This is a genomic window from Ensifer sp. R1-3 (assembly GCF_056739175.1).
In genome coordinates, this window is record NZ_CP096515.1 from 3436894 (window position 1) to 3454201 (window position 17308).

The 17308-nt window shown below is 63.7% G+C and carries 19 protein-coding genes; 8 read left to right on the top strand and 11 right to left on the bottom strand.

The annotated features are described in order from the left end of the window. Positions 1-31 precede the first annotated feature (31 nt). Positions 32-1915: a M3 family oligoendopeptidase gene (locus tag M1D43_RS16220; protein WP_153315387.1), complete on the bottom strand. Its 1884-nt coding sequence runs from the start codon at positions 1913-1915 to the stop codon at positions 32-34. A 199-nt stretch (positions 1916-2114) separates the two neighbouring features. On the opposite strand from M1D43_RS16220, the gene M1D43_RS16225 reads away from it, so the two are divergent. Together M1D43_RS16225 and M1D43_RS16230 are read left to right on the top strand one after the other, a co-directional pair. Continuing rightward, the gene (locus tag M1D43_RS16225; RefSeq protein ID WP_027992121.1) at positions 2115-3656 is read left to right on the top strand and encodes a sigma-54-dependent transcriptional regulator; all 1542 of its coding nucleotides are present in this window, start codon (positions 2115-2117) and stop codon (positions 3654-3656) included. Between the two features lie 180 nt (positions 3657-3836). Continuing rightward, on the top strand, positions 3837-5648 hold the full coding sequence (locus M1D43_RS16230; RefSeq protein WP_153315383.1) for a peptidoglycan L,D-endopeptidase MepK: 1812 nt from the start codon (positions 3837-3839) through the stop codon (positions 5646-5648). Positions 5649-5717: 69 nt separating this feature from the next. Here the strand turns inward: M1D43_RS16230 and M1D43_RS16235 are convergent, their stop codons facing one another. The 3 genes from M1D43_RS16235 to M1D43_RS16245 all read right to left on the bottom strand — a co-directional run bounded on the left by M1D43_RS16235 (position 5718) and on the right by M1D43_RS16245 (position 7217). Beyond that, positions 5718-5990 carry a DUF2312 domain-containing protein gene (locus M1D43_RS16235; RefSeq protein WP_003531048.1) on the bottom strand — a complete coding sequence of 91 codons (273 nt, stop codon included), beginning with the start codon at positions 5988-5990 and terminating at the stop codon, positions 5718-5720. Between the two features lie 107 nt (positions 5991-6097). Beyond that, positions 6098-6403 carry a DUF1244 domain-containing protein gene (locus M1D43_RS16240; protein ID WP_003531046.1) on the bottom strand — a complete coding sequence of 102 codons (306 nt, stop codon included), beginning with the start codon at positions 6401-6403 and terminating at the stop codon, positions 6098-6100. A gap of 19 nt (positions 6404-6422) precedes the next feature. Next, positions 6423-7217 (bottom strand): N-formylglutamate amidohydrolase, encoded by a 795-nt coding sequence (locus M1D43_RS16245; RefSeq protein WP_028009796.1) that lies wholly within the window; start codon positions 7215-7217, stop codon positions 6423-6425. Between the two features lie 229 nt (positions 7218-7446). On the opposite strand from M1D43_RS16245, the gene M1D43_RS16250 reads away from it, so the two are divergent. Further along, a complete protein-coding gene (locus tag M1D43_RS16250) occupies positions 7447-7884 on the top strand; it encodes a DUF1036 domain-containing protein (protein ID WP_003531042.1) in 438 nt (145 codons plus the stop codon). Continuing rightward, positions 7884-9323, top strand: coding sequence for a pyruvate kinase (gene pyk, locus M1D43_RS16255; RefSeq protein ID WP_003531041.1), 1440 nt, complete (start codon positions 7884-7886; stop codon positions 9321-9323). Before M1D43_RS16250 ends, pyk begins: the two co-directional genes overlap by 1 nt. Positions 9324-9560: 237 nt before the next feature. On the opposite strand, the gene M1D43_RS16260 is transcribed toward pyk, so the two are convergent. From M1D43_RS16260 to M1D43_RS16280, 5 genes are all read right to left on the bottom strand, one after another. Further along, on the bottom strand, positions 9561-10175 hold the full coding sequence (locus M1D43_RS16260) for a hypothetical protein (RefSeq protein WP_127597894.1): 615 nt from the start codon (positions 10173-10175) through the stop codon (positions 9561-9563). Positions 10176-10350: 175 nt separating this feature from the next. After that, complete coding sequence (gene ykgO, locus M1D43_RS16265; RefSeq protein WP_010970191.1) at positions 10351-10476, bottom strand: type B 50S ribosomal protein L36; 126 nt, start codon at positions 10474-10476, stop codon at positions 10351-10353. 173 nt (positions 10477-10649) lie between these two features. Further along, positions 10650-11699, bottom strand: a complete 1050-nt coding sequence (locus M1D43_RS16270) for a 5-(carboxyamino)imidazole ribonucleotide synthase (protein WP_127597893.1) — start codon at positions 11697-11699, stop codon at positions 10650-10652. Then, positions 11696-12208 (bottom strand): 5-(carboxyamino)imidazole ribonucleotide mutase, encoded by a 513-nt coding sequence (gene purE, locus M1D43_RS16275; protein WP_164819217.1) that lies wholly within the window; start codon positions 12206-12208, stop codon positions 11696-11698. Before purE ends, M1D43_RS16270 begins: the two co-directional genes overlap by 4 nt. 1 nt (position 12209) lies before the next feature. Next, on the bottom strand, positions 12210-12413 hold the full coding sequence (locus tag M1D43_RS16280) for a YdcH family protein (protein ID WP_003536028.1): 204 nt from the start codon (positions 12411-12413) through the stop codon (positions 12210-12212). Between the two features lie 211 nt (positions 12414-12624). Between M1D43_RS16280 and M1D43_RS16285 the strand changes: the two genes are divergently transcribed. After that, a complete protein-coding gene (locus tag M1D43_RS16285; protein WP_003536026.1) occupies positions 12625-12798 on the top strand; it encodes a YdcH family protein in 174 nt (57 codons plus the stop codon). Between the two features lie 151 nt (positions 12799-12949). Here the strand turns inward: M1D43_RS16285 and M1D43_RS16290 are convergent, their stop codons facing one another. Together M1D43_RS16290 and M1D43_RS16295 are read right to left on the bottom strand one after the other, a co-directional pair. After that, positions 12950-13210 (bottom strand): ArsR/SmtB family transcription factor, encoded by a 261-nt coding sequence (locus M1D43_RS16290; RefSeq protein WP_003536024.1) that lies wholly within the window; start codon positions 13208-13210, stop codon positions 12950-12952. 80 nt (positions 13211-13290) lie between these two features. Next, the gene (locus M1D43_RS16295; protein WP_010970188.1) at positions 13291-14073 is read right to left on the bottom strand and encodes a sulfite exporter TauE/SafE family protein; all 783 of its coding nucleotides are present in this window, start codon (positions 14071-14073) and stop codon (positions 13291-13293) included. A gap of 99 nt (positions 14074-14172) precedes the next feature. Here M1D43_RS16295 and M1D43_RS16300 point away from each other — a divergent pair, with 99 nt between their 5' ends. From M1D43_RS16300 to M1D43_RS16310, 3 genes are all read left to right on the top strand, one after another. Beyond that, positions 14173-14826 (top strand): thiamine phosphate synthase, encoded by a 654-nt coding sequence (locus M1D43_RS16300; protein WP_003536020.1) that lies wholly within the window; start codon positions 14173-14175, stop codon positions 14824-14826. A 9-nt stretch (positions 14827-14835) separates the two neighbouring features. After that, positions 14836-15981: a tetratricopeptide repeat protein gene (locus M1D43_RS16305; RefSeq protein ID WP_003536019.1), complete on the top strand. Its 1146-nt coding sequence runs from the start codon at positions 14836-14838 to the stop codon at positions 15979-15981. 240 nt (positions 15982-16221) lie between these two features. Next, complete coding sequence (locus M1D43_RS16310) at positions 16222-17022, top strand: inositol monophosphatase family protein (RefSeq protein WP_003536018.1); 801 nt, start codon at positions 16222-16224, stop codon at positions 17020-17022. Positions 17023-17308 lie beyond the last annotated feature (286 nt).

Sequence of the window (17308 nt, forward strand, 5' to 3'; positions counted from 1 at the left end):
GGTCCGACGGGGCCAGCAAGGCCCGAGCGGATCACGCCTTATCAAGCGCCTCCAGTTCGTCGATGAGCCGTTCAATCATCGACAGGCCCTGTGCCCAGAACGACGGATCGGTGGCGTCGAGCCCGAAGGGCGCCAGAAGTTCGGAATGATGCTTCGTGCCGCCCGCCTTCAGCATCTCGAAATACTTCTCCTGGAAGCCGCGCTCGGCGTTCTGATAGACGGCATAGAGGGAGTTCACCAGGCAATCGCCGAAGGCATAGGCATAGACGTAGAAGGGCGAATGGATGAAGTGGGGGATATAGGCCCAGTAGGTCTCGTAGCTCTCAGAAAGCCGGATCGCCGGGCCGAGGCTTTCGCTCTGCACCGACAGCCATATCCGCCCCAGGTCCTCGGCCGTCAGTTCGCCTTCCTTGCGAGCCGTATGCACCTTGCGCTCGAAATCGTAGAAGGCGATCTGCCGGACGACCGTGTTGATCATGTCCTCGACCTTCTGCGCAAGCATCGCCTTGCGCTCGCGCTTGTCCTTCGTCCGGTCGAGGAGCGCGCGGAAGGTGAGCATCTCGCCGAACACGGATGCGGTTTCCGCAAGCGTCAGCGGCGTCGAGGCCATCAGCGCGCCCTGCGCGCCCGCAAGGACCTGATGGACGCCGTGCCCGAGTTCGTGAGCGAGCGTCATCACGTCGCGCGGCTTGCCCATGTAGTTGACCAGAACATAGGGGTGCACGGAAGGGACGGTCGGATGCGCGAAAGCGCCCGGCGCCTTGCCGGGTCGCACCGGCGCGTCGATCCAGCCATCGTCGAAGAAGCGCCGCGCGATCGCCGCCATTTCCGGGGCGAAGGCGTGATAGGCGGAAAGGACCGTGTCCCTGGCTTCGTTCCAGGGAATAAGCGCGTTCGGCGTTTCCGGCAGAGGCGCGTTCCGGTCCCAGAAATCCATCTGCTCCATGCCGAGCCACTTGGCCTTCATCGCATAGTAGCGGTGCGAGAGCCGGGGGTAGGCGGCCTTTACCGATGCGGCCAGAGCATCCACGACCTCACGCTCCACCCGGTTGGCGAGATGGCGGCTGTCGGCGATATCCTCGAAACCGCGCCAGCGGTCGGAGATTTCCTTGTCCTTTGCAAGCGTATTGGTGACGAGGGTAAAGGTGCGGATATTCGCCTTGAAGGTCTCCGCAAGCGCGAGCGCGGCCTTCTTGCGCACCTCGACCGAAGGGTCCTGCAGAAGGTTGAGCGTCACTTCCAGCGGCTGCTCCTTGCCGTCCACCGAAAAGGTCAGCGATGCGATCGTCTCGTCGAAGAGCCGGTTGAAGGCGTTTGCGCCGGTCATCGACTTTTCGAGGAAAAGCTGCTCCAGCCTGTCGTCGAGCTGATAGGGCTTGTCCTTGCGCAGGTCCAGAATCCAGGGCCGATAGTGGGCGGCAAGGCTGTCGGTCGTGAGGGCGTCGTCGATCACCTTGTCGTCGATGCGGTTGAGTTCCAGCGAGAAGAACAGGAGATGCGCCGATATGTCGGTAAGCTTCGACTGGACGTCGCCGTAGAGCTTTCCGTTCGCCGGATTGGACGTATCGGAAAAATAGGTAAGTCCGGCAAAGGAGGCGATGCGGCCCATGAGGTCGTCCAGCGCCTCGAATTCCTTCACGGCCGCGCCGATGCCCTGATCACCGGTTCGGCCGGCAGCCTCCTTCAGCTTGCCCTTCCACTTCGCTTCGAAGGCGATCGCGTCGGCATCCGCCTTCGCGAGGTCCGAGCGGAATTCCTCGGAAGAGGGTGAGAGGTAGAGGTCCGTGAGCCGCCAGGACGGCAGCTCGCCGAGCTCGGCCGGCGCCGCGGTAGCCTGATCGGCCCCCGAGTTGACCAGCGTGGCGCGCAGGGGGGATTGCCCGGAGGCGGCGAGACGTGGCGAGGCAAAATTCATCGTCGGTTCTCTCGTTTTGAACAGGCCTTAACCCTGAAGCGAGGCAACGGCATGGCGCCCATTGCTACCGCCCGCGATGGATAAAATGCAAGCATTTCTCAAAACAGGATGTTCAGCCGTTTGTGGGACGAATGGCCGGTATGATTTGGCACATGATGCTGGCCAAAAGTACCCCGCGTGTCCCAAGCAGGAGGCTTTCGTGACATCCCATATTCTTGTCATCGACGACGATCCGGTGCAGCGGCGGCTGCTGACGAACATGATCGAGCGGCTGGGCCATGTCGCGCATCTCGCCGACAACGGGCGCAGCGGGCTCGAACTCCTGCAGCGCAAAGGCGGCATCATCAACGTCATCCTGCTCGACCTTCTGATGCCGGAAATGAACGGGCACGGCCTTCTCGAGGCGCTCGCCGAGCGTGGCATCGACATCCCGGTCATCGTCCAGACAGGGCAGGGCGGCATCGAGACGGTGGTCCAGGCGATGCAGGCCGGCGCCTTCGATTTCCTCGTCAAGCCGGTTTCGCCGGAGCGGCTGTCGATCGCCTTGGGCAACGCGCTGAAGATGGCGAGTCGTGACGGCAAGGTCAAAACCGCGCGGCGTCCGCGTGGCGGGGCCGTCGGTTTCGACGATATCGTCTCGGCGAGCCCGGCGATGATCCGCGTCATCGATCTCGCGCGCCGCGCTGCTCAGTCGAACATCCCGATCGTGCTCGAGGGCGAGTCGGGCGTCGGCAAGGAAATGGTGGCCCGCGCCATCCAGGCGGCGAGCGACCGGGCGGCGAAGCCTTTCGTCACCGTCAATTGCGGCGCGATCCCCCACAATCTCGTCGAGAGCATTCTCTTCGGCCATGAGAAGGGAGCGTTTACGGGCGCGAGCGAAAAGCACAGCGGCAAGTTCGTCGATGCCGACGGCGGCACCCTCTTTCTCGACGAAATCGGCGATCTTCCGCTCGACGTACAGGTCAAGCTGCTGCGCGCCGTCCAGCAGGGCGAAATCGAGACGATCGGGGCGCGTCAGCCGCAGAAGGTGAATGTGCGCCTCATCTCGGCCACCAATAAGGACCTTATCACCGAGGTTCGCGAGGGCCGGTTCCGCGAAGATCTCTACTATCGGCTGAACGTCTTCCCGATCACCATTCCGGCGCTGCGCCGGCGCAAGGAGGATATCCCCGTTCTGGTACGCGCCTTCGTCGAGCGCTTCGCCGCCGAGCAGAGACTCGATCAGCGGCTGACGGTATCGAGCGGTGCCATGGCGCTGCTGACGTCCTATGACTGGCCGGGCAATATCCGCCAGCTCGAAAACGCGATCTTCCGCGCCGTCGTGCTTGCTGACGGCCACGAACTCACGGTCAGGGATTTTCCGCAGGTCGCCACCCAGATACCGGGCTACATCGTTGCCGACCGCTCCGGTCTCTCCTGGGGGGAAGCCGGCCCGGAACGTCGTCCCGCCTCCGGTCAGCTCGCCGCCGCCCAGGCCGATGCCGGCGCGCGGGAACAACCGGCGCATTCCGAGCAGACCCCGGAAGGCCGTCTGGAGAACGCCATCGCCAGCCTCAGCGAAGGCGGCGAGGTCAGGAAGCTCGCCGAGGTCGAGGAGGAACTGATTCGGTTTGCCCTGAAATTCTACCGCGGCCAGATGAGCCAAGTGGCGCGCAAATTGGGAATCGGGCGCTCGACTCTCTATCGCAAACTCAAGGATTACGGCATCGATCCCGACAATCCCCTGCGTGAAGCGGCATAAAATCGACGCATTCACACCTCATTTGCCGTGCAAATCGTTCACCGCCGTTTAGACCTTGTTAGCAAACTGTTCACTATATTATAAGGGGCGGTGAACACTGTGGCATAATTGCCATGCTGTCACCTTATTTGACAGTCATCTGAGACAGCAAAGCACGGTTGTCCGTCGGACGGGGATTGAATGCCAAATTTGTTCGGTTTGGAGGAACCAGTCGGTTCCTTTGCGCGCAGACTCTGCTCGGCGGTCGCTCGAAAGGCGCCCCAGGTCCTGGCGTCCATCGCGCTGGTTTGCTCCCTTGTCACACCCGGCATGGCGCCTCCGGTCGAGGCCGCCGGCCAGACACGCACCCTCAAGCTCTATTTCATCCACACCAAGGAAAAGGCGCAGATCACCTACAAGCGCAACGGTCGCTACGATCAGAAGGGTCTGCAGCAGATCAATCGCTTCCTGCGCGACTGGCGGCGAAACGAGCCGACCAAAATGGACCCGCGCCTGCTCGATCTCGTCTGGGAAGTTTACCAGAAGAGCGGTTCTCGCGACTACATCCATGTCGTTTCCGCCTATCGCTCCCCCGCCACGAACGGCATGCTGAGGTCGCGGTCGAAGGGCGTCGCGAAGAAGAGCCAGCACATGCTCGGCAAGGCGATGGACTTCTATATACCGGACGTGAAGCTCAAGACGCTGCGCGAGGTCGGCATGAAGTTCCAGGTGGGCGGCGTCGGCTATTATCCGACTTCCGGTTCGCCCTTCGTCCATATGGACGTCGGTGGCGTGCGAGCCTGGCCGCGCATGACGCGCAACGAACTCGCGCGGCTCTTCCCGGACGGCAAGACCATGCATATTCCCTCCGACGGCAGGCCGCTGCCGGGCTATGAGCAGGCGGTGGCCGATTACAAGCGCCGCGTCGGCGCATCGGCGATCGAGGTCGCAGGCGGCGGCGCCAAGGGTCCGGGCGATACCGGCAAGCGCCGCAACCTGTTCGCTGCGCTCTTCGGCGGAGGCGGCGACGAGGATGAAGAACCCGCGGCAATCGCTGCCGGCGGCGCCGAAGAGGAAGCTCCGGCCAAGGTTCAGACCGCATCCGCGCCGGCGGCCCGGGATGCGCTTCCCGGCGTTGCCGGTTCCACCGCGGCGCCTGCCGAACAGGATATCAACGCACCAGTGCCGGCCGTGCGACCGGCATTCAAGGAAACCCCGGCTGATGGCGGCGTAGCGGTTGCACTCGTCGCGCCGGAGAAGAACAGTGCCCAGGAGGCGCTGGCAGCCGCCATGCAGCCGACGACGGCCGTGCCTTCGGAATTCGCGGATCTGAGCGCGCTCAAGGTTCCGGTTCCGCAAATGCTCGACCGTCGCGACATGAACGCTCTGATCGCCAACGAGACGCTCGTCGCCTCCGCCGACGGCCAGGCTCAGGAGTTCGGCTTCGTGCCGGTGCCTGGAATGCGTCCGGCCGGCGAAGAGGCACTCGCGGCCGTGGCTCACGCCGAGGTCACTATTCCGGCTTCCGCGGATCGGCTCGCTTCCGCGGCACAGCCGCCGGCAGCCGGCACACGCGTGGCCCTCGCCGCGCCGACCAGCGAGGATCGGACGCCTGCATTTTCTCCGGCGATCGAGGTCGCCGCCTATGCGCCGCAGCCGGGTTCCGCTTCACGTGAGGCGATCTTCGACAGCGTCTTCGACACGGAGGCCGACGCTCCCTCGAAGGGCGCACGTCCCAAGAGGCAGGATGCCGAGGCGAAGAGCCGGTCTTCTGTCCGCACGGAACCGAAACTGACGAAGAAGATCATTTCCGAGTGGGCACTTTCGGCGGGCCGTGTGGCGACCCTGTCGAAGCCGGTCAAGGCGCCGCGCTTCGTCAGCAAGTCGCTCCGAGTCGCTCCGACGACCGTTTATGCGGCCGGCTTTACCAGCAATAGCGGAGCGGTCGATACGGCGCGCTTCAGCGGCAGCGCCGTCAACTTCATGGAAGTGAAGAAGTTCAGCACAAACTGAGCCTTCGCTTGCCGCCTAAACATAAAAAGCCCGCCAGGTCAGTCCGCCGGCGGGCTTTTTGCTGAGTCGTCAGGCTGCGTCCTCGGCTTCGGCGGCAGGGATCATGCCCAGCGCCTGCAGATAGGTGTCGAGAATCGCTTCCTGTTCCATGCGCTCGTCGGCGTCCTGCTTGCGGATCGATATCACCTTGCGCAGGATCTTGGCATCGAAGCCCATCGATTTTGCCTCGCCATAGACATCCTTGATGTCGTCGGCGATGGTCTTCTTCTCTTCTTCCAGCCGTTCGATTCGTTCGATGAAAGCGCGAAGCTGGTCGCGGGCAATGCCGTGAGCATCCGACATGGTCGTCTCCTTGTGGGGATGAATTTTCCGGGTGGTGTGAACTGCCGTGAACGGCCGCCGAGGTCAAGGGCGATTGCGCAACAACACAGGCATTTCCCGCGCAGGTCCTACTCCTTCGGGCGATTGCGCTCGAACGCGGCTTTCTGCTCGGGCGAGGCCTCACCCTGATTCTGCGTCCGCCATTCCTCATAGGGCATGCCGTAGACGATCTCCCGGGACTCCTCCTTGCTCATCGGCAGGCCGGAAGCCTCCGCCGCCTCGCGATACCAATTCGACAGGCAATTGCGGCAGAAGCCGGCGAGGTTCATCAGGTCGATGTTCTGGACGTCGCTGCGTTCGCGCAGATGCTCGAGCAGCCGGCGGAAGGCCGCGGCCTCGAAAGCGGTGCGCTGTTCCGGGCTGATTTCGCTCATCGGTGTGGCCTCCTCTTCTTCAGTCGCTGTAAGCACCCGTACGGGACGGGTGGCGATGGTAGGCATGAAGCTCCGGCAGACCGTTCAGCGCCGCAAGGATGGGCGTCAGACGTTCCGCCCAGGCTTCGGCGCCCGCGGCATCGGCGATCAGGTCCTGGCGGACCTCTATCAGCGCATGCGCAATCCCGGGAGCCATGCAGTGCCGGTACATGGTATCGCCACGCAGCGCACCGTCATAGGGCTCGTTGTTGCCGACGACGATGTCGCCGGCCGCCTCCAGCCGTTCGATCAGCGGAAACACGGCGCGAGGGTCGTTGTCCCAGAGAACCGAGGCATGCCAGGGGCGTGCCACGCCCTTCCAGAAGGGCGTGAAGGAATGCAGGGAGATGACGAGAGGCGCTCTTCCGCCGGCGGCGGCGGACCGGGCGATGGTCTCGGATACGGCCTCGTGATAGGGGCGGTGAAAGCGCCTTATGCGGTTCTGCCACTCCTCGTCCGAGATCGGGTGGTTGCCCGGAACGATCGCGCCATCGGAAATCTTCATGATCAGGGTGGGGTCGTCTTCGCCGCGATTCGGATCGATCAGGAGGCGCGAGAAACAGCCGAGCACGGCCGGCGCGTCAAGTGCGGCCGACAATTGCCGCGTCAGCGGTTCGATGCCGATATCGTAGGCGATGTGACGCTCGAAGGCGCTTTCGGGCAGGCCAAGCCGGCCATATTCCGGCGGCAGCCGGTTCATTGCATGGTCGGCAACCAGCACGAGACCCTTTGCCGGATCGCCCCCGGTGATCTCGTAAGGAGAGTAGTGCTGCATTCCGCTCCTGCCAGGCTGAAGGTACCCACCTGATTGCACGCAAAGCCGCCATTCGCAAGAAAAACGCGAAGCTCTTATGCCGTTCCGTCACAGGAATGACGATTATAATCGATTAGAGTTGCGTTGACTTTCGGGGCTGGGCGTCGCAAGAAAGTGCCACGCAAATCAAAACGGAGTTCCGTAGGAAGCCGTGTCTAGATATCCTTTTTCCAGAGTGAAGCCGGGGTCGATGACGTTTGGATCCATCCTCCTGTTTTCCTTGGCAATTTCCGCTTCATTTCTCTCTGCCGGCGATGCCCGCGCCGATTTTCGAGTCTGCAACGGGACGCAGACTCTGGTCGGCGTGGCAATCGGTTATCGGGCCAAGGAAGGCTGGGTGACGGAAGGCTGGTGGCAGGTTCCGGCGACGACCTGCGCCACGCTGATCGAGGGCGAACTTCAGTCCCGATATTATTATCTCTACGCGGAAGATGCGGCCAAGGGCGGCCGTTGGACCGGCGATGTCAACATGTGCGTGGCCGAGAACGAGTTCAAGATCGTCGGCGTGCAGGACTGCTTCGCCCGCGGCTTCCAGCGCATGGGATTCAAGGAATACGACACGGGGCGGCAGGGAAGCTGGATGGTTCAGCTTTCCGACACGCCCGGCACGCAGGAAAGCCAGAATTGATGAGACGGAACAGGAAAGTCAAAATCCTCGCGACGCTCGGGCCGGCATCGGCCGACGAGCAGATGATTCAGAAGCTGCACGAGGCGGGGGCCGATCTGTTCCGTATCAACATGAGCCATGCAAGCCATGAGGTCATGCGCACGCTGATCGAGCGGATCCGTGTGGTCGAGGCGCGCTGCGGCCGTCCGATCGGCATCCTCGCCGATCTGCAGGGGCCGAAGCTGCGCGTCGGAAAGTTCGCCGAAGGCAAGGTCGAGCTCAAGATCGGCCAGACATTCACGCTCGACAACCGCGACGTGCCCGGCGACAGCCGCCGCGTCTATCTTCCGCATCCGGAGATCCTCGAAGCGGTGAAGCCCGGCCATCGCCTGCTCATCGACGATGGCAAGCTGCATCTGCGCGCCGAAAAGACCGATGGCAAGAGCATCGTCACCACGGTTGTTTCCGGCACGCGGATTTCGGATCGCAAGGGCGTCAGCCTGCCCGATACCCTGCTTGGCGTCGGCGCGCTGACGGACAAGGACCGCGTCGACCTCGACGCCGTGCTGGCGACAGGAGAGGTCGATTGGGTGGCGCTTTCCTTCATCCAGCGCCCTGAGGACCTTGCCGAGGTTCGCAAGATCGCCCGCGGCCGCGTTGGACTGATGTCGAAGATCGAGAAGCCGCAGGCGATCGAGCGGATAGACGAGATCATCGAGCTTTCGGATGCGCTGATGGTGGCACGCGGCGACCTGGGCGTCGAAATGCCGCTCGAATCCGTACCGGGACTTCAGAAGCAACTGACGCGTGCCTGCCGGCGAGCCGGCAAGCCGGTCGTCGTCGCCACGCAGATGCTCGAATCGATGATCTCCTCGCCTGTGCCGACGCGCGCAGAAGTGTCGGACGTGGCTACCGCCGTGTTCGAGGGTGCCGATGCGGTGATGCTTTCGGCCGAATCCGCCTCCGGCGAGTACCCCGTCGAAGCGGTTTCGACCATGGCGTCGATCGCCAGCAACGTCGAGCGCGATCCGCATTATCCGGGGATCATCTACGCTCAGCGCACGCCGCCGGAGGCAACGGGCGCGGACGCCATTTCGCTTGCCGCTCACCAGATCGCCGAGACGCTCAAGCTTGCCGCAATCGTGACCTACACCTCCTCTGGCACCACCGGCCTGCGCGCAGCGCGCGAGCGCCCCCAGGTGCCTGTCATCGCGCTTTCGCCGATCGTCCAGACGGCCCGTCGCCTTTCCGTGGTCTGGGGGCTGCACTGTGTCGTCACAGAGGACGCGACCGACCTCGACGATATGGTCAACCGCGCCTGTCGAATCGTCTCGACGGAAGGCTTCGGCAAGCCGGGAGACCGCATCATCGTTACCGCCGGCGTGCCGCTCGGTACCCCCGGCGCCACCAACATGCTGCGCATCGCCTATATCGGCTCGGACGGCCAATCGGGCATCTGAGCCGCCGCGGTTCGAGCGAGCGCATTTCGAAACTGCCCCTCATCCGCCTGCCGGCACCTTCTCCCCGCAAGCGGGGCGAAGGGACTCGCGGCGCCAACTTCGTCCCCTCCCTACGTTCCTTGCGCCATTGTCAACGGCCGAGGAGGGATGGGAGCCTGCCGCTCGTTCCCTTCGCCCCGCTTGCGGGGAGAAGGTGGCCGGCAGGCCGGATGAGGGGCATTTTTTAACGAGTGCCGGTCACGTGCGGCTGCCGGCAAGCTTTTCCGCGAGCTCGCCGAGTTGCTCCTGCGCCTTCCGGTCGGAGGGGTAGATGTCGAGGAATTGCTGCCATGCGCGCATGGCAAGTTCATCCTTCCCGGCGGCCTCGAGCATGGTGGCCATGCCGGCGAGCGCACCGAAATGGCGGGGCTCCAAGGCAAGGACATGATTTATGTCGGACATCGACTTGCGGAAGTTGCCCATCTGGTAGTGCAGCGTGGCGCGGCGGTTCCAGCCTTCGACATAGTCGGGGGCGAGAGCGATCGCCTGGTCGAGAAGGTCGAGCGCCGCCGTCTGCTTCTCATCGGCAATCGCCTTGCTGGCCCATTGCATCAGGAGATTTACGGTCGCGCTGCCGGAATCCTGCCATTCGAGACGGATGCGATCGGCCACCTGCCGGGCCTTGTCCTCATCGCCTTCCTTCTTGAGATCGGCGAAGAGGGCGTCGACACGCTCTTTTGGGGTGGTGAGGGCAGCGACTTCGGCCTGAGGCGCGGGCTCTGCCGCGCTGAGCGGCGCGGCGGCCGCCACCGCGGCGGCTGTCATGGCAAGAGCTGCCAGAATCAAGTTCACAAAAACACGCATGGCGGACATCGTAGCCCGCCATGAAACAAGATCAAATCAATTTTGGGAAATCGGCGAGCAAGCCGCCGTATTCCAGTTTTCCTCGGATCGCTGCCGCTTCGGGAAACGTGCAGTCACCCAAGTGGTACGATCTTTGCGCATCCGCCAAGACGCGCGGCGCTGCAGGCACGGCCTGCAGCAAGCATCAGCCCTGGCGTGCCTTGAAGCGCGGGTTCAGCTTGTTGATGATGTAGACGCGGCCCTTGCGACGAACCAGGCGGTTTTCGCGGTGACGGGTCTTCAGGGACTTGAGCGAATTCTTGATCTTCATTTTTCCTGATCCGCAGGTTTCGGGGAACGAAAATTCGCCCGGTAATTCCAACAATCAAAAGCGCGCCGTTCAGCGCGCTGTTCAAGTAGGCAGGCACATACCGTGTCGACCCAATCGTGTCAACCGCGTGCCGGGGATTTTGCCGCCTGTCCCCGCCTTCCGTGGCGTCCCCGTCAGAGCAGGCGGGTGAAGTGCCCCATTTTGCGGCCGGGCCGCGCCTCGGCCTTGCCGTAGAGATGAAGGAACACATTGCGCTCGGCAAGCAAGTCCGGAACGCGGGCGATGTCGTCGCCGACCAGGTTCTGCATCACGCAATCCGAATGGCGCGACGGGTCGCCGAGGGGCAGGCCTGCAATCGCGCGGATATGCTGCTCGAACTGCGAAACGACGCAGGCGGCCTCCGTCCAGTGGCCGGAATTGTGTACGCGCGGCGCGATCTCGTTTGCGACGACGCCGCCGTCGGCCAGAACGAAGAACTCGACACCGATGACGCCGACATAGCCGAGCGCGTCGAGGATGGCGGTTGCCGCCTTGCGGGCGGCCTCCGTGGCCGACGGACCGACGGATGCGGGCACGGTCGAGGTGTGGAGAATGCCGTTGCGATGCACATTCTCGGCAGGATCGAAACAGGCGGTCGTGCCGTCGGCCGCGCGTGCGGCGATGACCGAGATCTCCCGGTCGAACGGCACGAAGCTTTCGAGGATCAGCGGTACCTGTCCGAGCGCGACATAGGCGCCGGCCGGATCGTCGGCAGCGGAACGAAAGACGCGCTGGCCCTTGCCGTCGTAGCCGAGCCGGCGGGTCTTGAGCACGCCGGCGCCGCCGAAGTCCGCAAGGGCGGCCTCGAGGTCGGTCTGGCTGTCGACGGGTTGGAACCCGGCGGTGGCGATGCCGCAGCCGTTGATGAAGCGCTTCTCGGCGAGACGGTCCTGTGCCACTTCCAGCGCCTTCGGCGGCGGAAAGACCGGCCGCGAACGGGCGAGTTGCTCGGCGGCCGAGACCGGGACGTTCTCGAATTCGTAAGTGATGAGATCCGCCACCCGCGCAAGCTCGTCCAACGCGCGCGGATCGTCATAGGCGGCGACGATCTGGTCGTTCGCCACCTGCGCCGCCGGACAGTCCGGCTGCGGCTCGAGCACCACGGTGCGGAAGTTCAGGCGGGCAGCGGCCATGGCCAGCATGCGGCCAAGCTGGCCGCCACCGATGATGCCGATGGTCTTCATGCCTCGTCTACCGGATATTCCGCGACCGATACGGTCTGCTGTTCGCGCCAGTCGTCGAGACGGTCGGCAAGATCCTCGTCACCGAGCGCGAGCACGGCGGCGGCCAGAAGTGCCGCATTGATGGCCCCCGCCTTGCCGATCGCAAGCGTGCCGACCGGAATGCCGGCCGGCATCTGCACGATCGACAGCAGGCTGTCCTGGCCGGAAAGCGCTTTCGACTGGACCGGAACGCCGAAGACCGGAAGCGCCGTCATGGCCGCGCACATGCCGGGAAGATGCGCAGCACCGCCTGCGCCGGCGATGATCACCTGGAACCCCTCGTCGCGCGCGCCCTTGGCGAAGCGGACCAGGCGGTCGGGCGTGCGATGGGCGGAAACGATCCGGGCTTCGTAGGCGATGTCGAGCGCCTCGAGCGTGTCGGCCGCGTTCTTCATCGTCTCCCAGTCCGACTGGCTTCCCATGATGATGGCAACGGGCGGGGGCGTAGTATCGGTCACGTCTCGGTCCATTTCAGGCGATGATGTCGGGAATGATCTGGTCTTCGATCTTGGTGATCTTGTCCTTGATGGCCAGCTTCTTCTTTTTCATGCGCTGGACGCGCAAGGCGTCGCAGCCCGTCTGGATCATCGCGTTGATTGCCGCGTCGTAGTCTTCGTGTTCCTGCCTCAGGCGCGCGATAGTCAGTCTGAGTTCGGCCTGGTCCTGGTCCGGCATGCAAAGCGATCCCCATAAGCCCGGCTTCGCCGATCCGCGATCCGGAAATTCCTGCGTCGCTCTACCACATCTTGGTTAGCGACGGGAAGTTACCCGGCGTCATCATTTCGCCTTCGACAAATGAAAAATGGCATGGCACAGTAAAAAGGTTTCAACCATGGAACATCCGGCATTTGCGTGCCGGATGCAAGCTAAAGGGAAGGGACTGCCAATGACCATTGAGGCTCATCTTGCAACGCTTGAGAAAAAACATGGCGTCCTTGAAGAGGAGCTACACGAGGCTCTGAACTCTCCGTCCTGCGAGGACGAACTGATCAGCGAACTCAAGCGACGGAAGCTGCGCATCAAGGACGAAATCGAAAGACTCCGTTCCTCGACGCACTGAGCGTGAACGGTATTCCCGATTGCATCGGGACGCATCGCCGCGCGGAGCTGCAGAGGCGATGCGACGATAGGGTCAAAACAATCCCGAAAAGATAGATTGCATTGCTTGACCGGGCCAAGGTCCGGTCGGCTTTGCACGGCCGAGGAGTGCATCAGGACCAGAATTGGTCCAGCCACAGGTTGAGCCGGTCGAAGCCCGGCCTGTTGATCGCGTAGATCCGCCGTGTGCCGCTGGTCGATACCGATACCAGGTTGCAGTCGAGCAGGGCTTTGAGATGCTGGGAGACGGCGGGCCGGCTGATCGGCAGACCTTCGGCGAGCTCGTTGACGGTCCTTGGCGCGCGCCTGAGTTCCTCCAGCAGATGGCGCCGGTTCGGATCCGCAATGGCATCGAATGGGTCCGCGATCGTCATGAGCGGACGTTAGGCGAATTCCCCCGGAGCGGCAAGGAAAATTGTGCGGTGCGGAATTGCACTTCGCGCCGCAGCATCGGCTACACTCCTCCCGATATGATGCTCCGGAGCCCATCCCATACGAGCTTCGAGCCGGCAAGGAAGGCCATCGTGTACATGAAGGGATAAAAGACCTGCGGCTTCATCCGCCGGACGATCCAGGCGCCGCAGGCGGTCGCGACCATGGCCAGCGGGAAGAGCGTTGCCGAGGTCTTGAGATTGCTGAAATCGAGTTGGCCGAGGGCGAAATAGGGGATGAGCTTCACCGCATTGAGGATTGCGAAGAAGCGCACGATGGTGCCGGTATATTCGCGCGGCGCGAGCTTCAGCGGCAGTGCGTATATCTGGAAGGGCGGACCGCCGGCATGGGCGACGAAGCTGCCGTACCCGGCGAAGGAGCCCCAGAGTGCTGCCGGACCGGCGCGCTGCGGCTTCGGCTGGATGGGCGCGCCATTGCGGCTGCGCCACAGGGTGTAGACATAGCGCAGTACGAAGACCACGGTGATGAGCCCGATGATCAGCCTCAGCGCGTCGCGGGGCACATAGGCGGACGTGGCCCAGCCGATGGCGATGCCGGCAAGCGCGCCCGGGAGGAGCATCACAAGGGTTTGCCGATCCCCGTGCTTGCGCCAGATCCAAAGGGAAACGATGTCCATGGCGATGAGGATCGGCAGCAGCAGCGCCGCGGCCTGTACGGGCGAAACGACCATGGACAGGATCGGGACGCCCATCAGCGACAGGGCCTCGCCCATGCCCCCCTTGGACAGGCCAACGAGCAGGACGGCCGGAACGGCAACGAGATAGAAGTCGATGTCGGGAAGCATTGGCGGCGGTTGATCCTTTTGTCATCTCCGTCTATCGGTTTTCCCGAATGAAATCGAGTGCCGGCTTCCGGCCCCAAGCGAGATCGCCAGGATTGACCCATGAGCAACATTGAAGACCGCTGCCGCCTCGTGCTGGTCGTTCCGGATATCGCAGATAGCGCGGAACGCGCGAAGCTCGTCGGCGAGGCGCTGAAGGGCGGCGACGTAGCGTCGGTGATCGTGCCGCAATACGCGCTCAGCGATGCGGATTTCCAGAAGCATGCGGAAGCGCTCGTGCCGGTGATCCAGCAGGCCGGCGCCGCGGCCTTGATAGAGGGCGACACGCGGGTCGCCGGACGGGCGAAGGCGGACGGTCTCCACATCGCCGGCGGTCCGGATGCGCTGGCCGATGCGATCGAGCGGCACGCGCCGAAGCTGATCGTCGGCGGCGGCAACGCCACCGACCGTCACCATGCGCTCGAGATCGGCGAGCTGCGGCCCGATTACGTTTTCTTCGGCCGCACGGATGGCGACATAAAGCCGGAGGCGCATCCGAAGAACCTGGCACTCGCCGAATGGTGGGCGTCGATGATCGAAATTCCCTGCATCGTCATGGGCGGCACGGATCCGCAATCCGCGCTTGCGGTCGCTGAAACCGGTGCCGAGTTCGTGGCGCTCCGCCTTGCCGTCTTTGGTGAGGCCGGTCAGGCACCGTCGGTGGTTGCGGCCGTCAACGCATTGCTTGACGAAAAAGCGCCACGGTTTGAAGGTTAAGACCTGCCGATGGTAATCCGCTCTCTCCTGAAATCCAGCCGGCCCGCAGCCCTTGCCGCCGCGATGCTTCTTGCAGTCGCGCCGGCAGCGGCTCAGCAACCGGTCGCGCCTGCGCCGGCCGACGAGGGCAGCGCGCCGAAGCGCGGGCGGATCACGCCTTTCAACGGCGCTGTACTGCCGGAGGATACGGAGCGCAAACCGGCAGCGGCCGGTCCGGAAAAGCCGAAGGCCAGCGACGGCAGCGCGCCTTCGAAGGGCGTCACCGTGTTCGATCGCATGGGAGCCGAATTGCCGGCTCTGCCCGAGGAAAAGCCCTTCACCGGCAAGATCGACGAAGCCTATGGCGCCTTCCAGCGGGGTTACTACCTGACGGCGATGGACCTTGCCTTGCCGCGGGCCCAGCTCGGCGATCCCGCCGCCCAGACGCTCGTCGCCGCGATCCTGGAACAGGGCCTTGGCGTTGCACGCGACGCCAAGGCCGCCGCCTTCTGGTACGGCCAGGCGGCGAACAATGGCGACCCGGCCGCCATGTTCAAATATGCGCTGATCCTGATGGAGGGCCGCTACGTCAAGCGCGACCGGAAGAGGGCCGACGAACTGATGAAGAAGGCTGCCGATCTCGGCAACGCCTCGGCCCAGTTCAACTACGGGCAAACGCTCGTGGCCGACATGCCGGGGGAGCGGGGGCTGAAGGCGGCGATGCCCTATTACGAGAAATCCGCCGAACAGGGCATTGCGGATGCCCAGTATGCGCTCTCGCAGATCTATCTCAATGTCGACGGCATCGAGGAGAGCAAGCGGGCCCGTGCGCGCGAGTGGCTGCTCAGGGCGGCGCGGGCCGGCTATGACACCGCGCAGCTCGACATTGCCATCTGGCTGATCGAGGGGATCGCCGGCGACCGCAATCTCGAAGAGGGGTTTGCCTGGATGAAACGCGCCGCCGAAAGCGGCAACGTCGTCGCCCAGAACCGGCTCTCCCATCTCTATGTCAATGCCATCGGAACCCGTCCGAACCCGGTGGAGGCGGCAAAGTGGTACGTGCTCTCGCGCCGGGCCGGCCTCAAGGACGATGCGCTCGAGGATTTCTATCTCGGCCTCAACGAAACGCAGCAGAAATCGGCGCTGACGGCGGCAAACAAGTATCGCTCGACCTGACATGCGTCGGCGGACCCGATCTATTTCGCTTGAACTTCCGGGGTTTTTGTGGTCTTGAAGCCCCGGTTTTGTCCGTGGCCTTCCATCCCTGTGCCGCCGCGGACGGAGTGACGTCTCACTCGGTTTTTTGACGACGGTTCCCTTGCCCGCGCTTCGAGCTGCGGCCCGCATGCGGACTGTCAGACAGGTTCAATGTCCGGTCGAGCGGTCTCGGCCGGCCTTCGCTAGAGGAATTGCCGTATGGCCCGCTCCGCCCTTCTCAATGTCATGGTCCAGGCCGTCTTCAAGGCCGGCAAGTCGCTGGCACGCGATTTCGGCGAAGTACAGAACCTGCAGGTTTCCTTGAAAGGCCCGGCCGACTACGTTTCGCAGGCGGACCGCAAGGCCGAGCGGATCATCCGTGAGGAGCTCATGAAGGCCCGCCCGACCTACGGCTTCCTCGGCGAGGAGGGCGAGGAGATCAAGGGGACGGACGGCGCCCACCGCTGGATCGTCGATCCGCTCGACGGCACCACCAATTTCCTTCACGGCATCCCGCATTTCGCCATCTCTGTCGCGCTCGAGCGCCAGGGCGAGATCGTCGGCGCGGTCGTCTTCAACCCGGCGACGGACGAGCTCTACACCGCCGAGCGAGGCGGCGGCGCCTTCCTGAACGACCGCCGCCTGCGCGTCGGTGCGCGCAAGGCCCTCTCCGATGCCGTGATCGGGACCGGCACGCCGCATCTCGGCCGCGGCAATCACGGCAAGTATCTGGTCGAGCTGCGCCACGTCATGGGTGAAGTCGCCGGCATTCGCCGCATGGGCTCCGCCTCGCTCGACCTCGCTTATGTTGCGGCCGGTCGCTTCGACGGCTTCTGGGAACGGGACCTTGCCGCCTGGGACATGGCTGCCGGCCTCTTGCTCATCCGCGAAGCGGGTGGGTGGTCCACCGATGCCGAAGGCGGCGGCAAACCGCTGGAAGCGGGTTCGATCGTCTGCGGCAACGAGCATATCGCGAAGGCGCTTCGCGAGGTGATCCAGCGCCCGATTCCGTCCAAGTAACGGCAATATAGTTCACCCGGAACCGTGCAACGTTTCCGGGACGGCGACATGCATAAAACAGCAACCTGAAGCGCGCCCAATGAATTCGATTTGAATGCGACGCGCTTTAGGGCCGTGCCCTTTGTTTTCCCTTCAATTCGGCGCAAACTTCCACTAGTCTCCGGGCCAATACGGATGGCCTGCGGCCATCGGCAGCACCGCTCTTCGATCGTCCTCGATTCGGGAATGGTGCAGCAATTCAGAGTGATGCGGCCGCCCTCTTGTTCGTCGGACAGGCGCGGAAGCT

Bases quoted from the DNA above. Each gene is read 5' to 3' on its own strand.
- M1D43_RS16305 (WP_003536019.1), top strand. From the start codon at position 14,836: ATGGTAATCCGCTCTCTCCTGAAATCCAGCCGGCCCGCAGCCCTTGCC.
- purE (WP_164819217.1), bottom strand. From the start codon at position 12,208: ATGGACCGAGACGTGACCGATACTACGCCCCCGCCCGTTGCCATCATC.
- M1D43_RS16250 (WP_003531042.1), top strand. From the start codon at position 7,447: ATGACGTTTGGATCCATCCTCCTGTTTTCCTTGGCAATTTCCGCTTCA.
- M1D43_RS16285 (WP_003536026.1), top strand. From the start codon at position 12,625: ATGACCATTGAGGCTCATCTTGCAACGCTTGAGAAAAAACATGGCGTC.
- M1D43_RS16270 (WP_127597893.1), bottom strand. From the start codon at position 11,699: ATGAAGACCATCGGCATCATCGGTGGCGGCCAGCTTGGCCGCATGCTG.
- M1D43_RS16240 (WP_003531046.1), bottom strand. From the start codon at position 6,403: ATGAGCGAAATCAGCCCGGAACAGCGCACCGCTTTCGAGGCCGCGGCC.
- M1D43_RS16300 (WP_003536020.1), top strand. From the start codon at position 14,173: ATGAGCAACATTGAAGACCGCTGCCGCCTCGTGCTGGTCGTTCCGGAT.
- M1D43_RS16260 (WP_127597894.1), bottom strand. From the start codon at position 10,175: ATGTCCGCCATGCGTGTTTTTGTGAACTTGATTCTGGCAGCTCTTGCC.
- M1D43_RS16220 (WP_153315387.1), bottom strand. From the start codon at position 1,915: ATGAATTTTGCCTCGCCACGTCTCGCCGCCTCCGGGCAATCCCCCCTG.
- M1D43_RS16280 (WP_003536028.1), bottom strand. From the start codon at position 12,413: ATGCCGGACCAGGACCAGGCCGAACTCAGACTGACTATCGCGCGCCTG.
- M1D43_RS16230 (WP_153315383.1), top strand. From the start codon at position 3,837: ATGCCAAATTTGTTCGGTTTGGAGGAACCAGTCGGTTCCTTTGCGCGC.
- M1D43_RS16290 (WP_003536024.1), bottom strand. From the start codon at position 13,210: ATGACGATCGCGGACCCATTCGATGCCATTGCGGATCCGAACCGGCGC.
- M1D43_RS16295 (WP_010970188.1), bottom strand. From the start codon at position 14,073: ATGCTTCCCGACATCGACTTCTATCTCGTTGCCGTTCCGGCCGTCCTG.
- M1D43_RS16235 (WP_003531048.1), bottom strand. From the start codon at position 5,990: ATGTCGGATGCTCACGGCATTGCCCGCGACCAGCTTCGCGCTTTCATC.
- M1D43_RS16245 (WP_028009796.1), bottom strand. From the start codon at position 7,217: ATGCAGCACTACTCTCCTTACGAGATCACCGGGGGCGATCCGGCAAAG.
- M1D43_RS16310 (WP_003536018.1), top strand. From the start codon at position 16,222: ATGGCCCGCTCCGCCCTTCTCAATGTCATGGTCCAGGCCGTCTTCAAG.
- pyk (WP_003531041.1), top strand. From the start codon at position 7,884: ATGAGACGGAACAGGAAAGTCAAAATCCTCGCGACGCTCGGGCCGGCA.
- ykgO (WP_010970191.1), bottom strand. From the start codon at position 10,476: ATGAAGATCAAGAATTCGCTCAAGTCCCTGAAGACCCGTCACCGCGAA.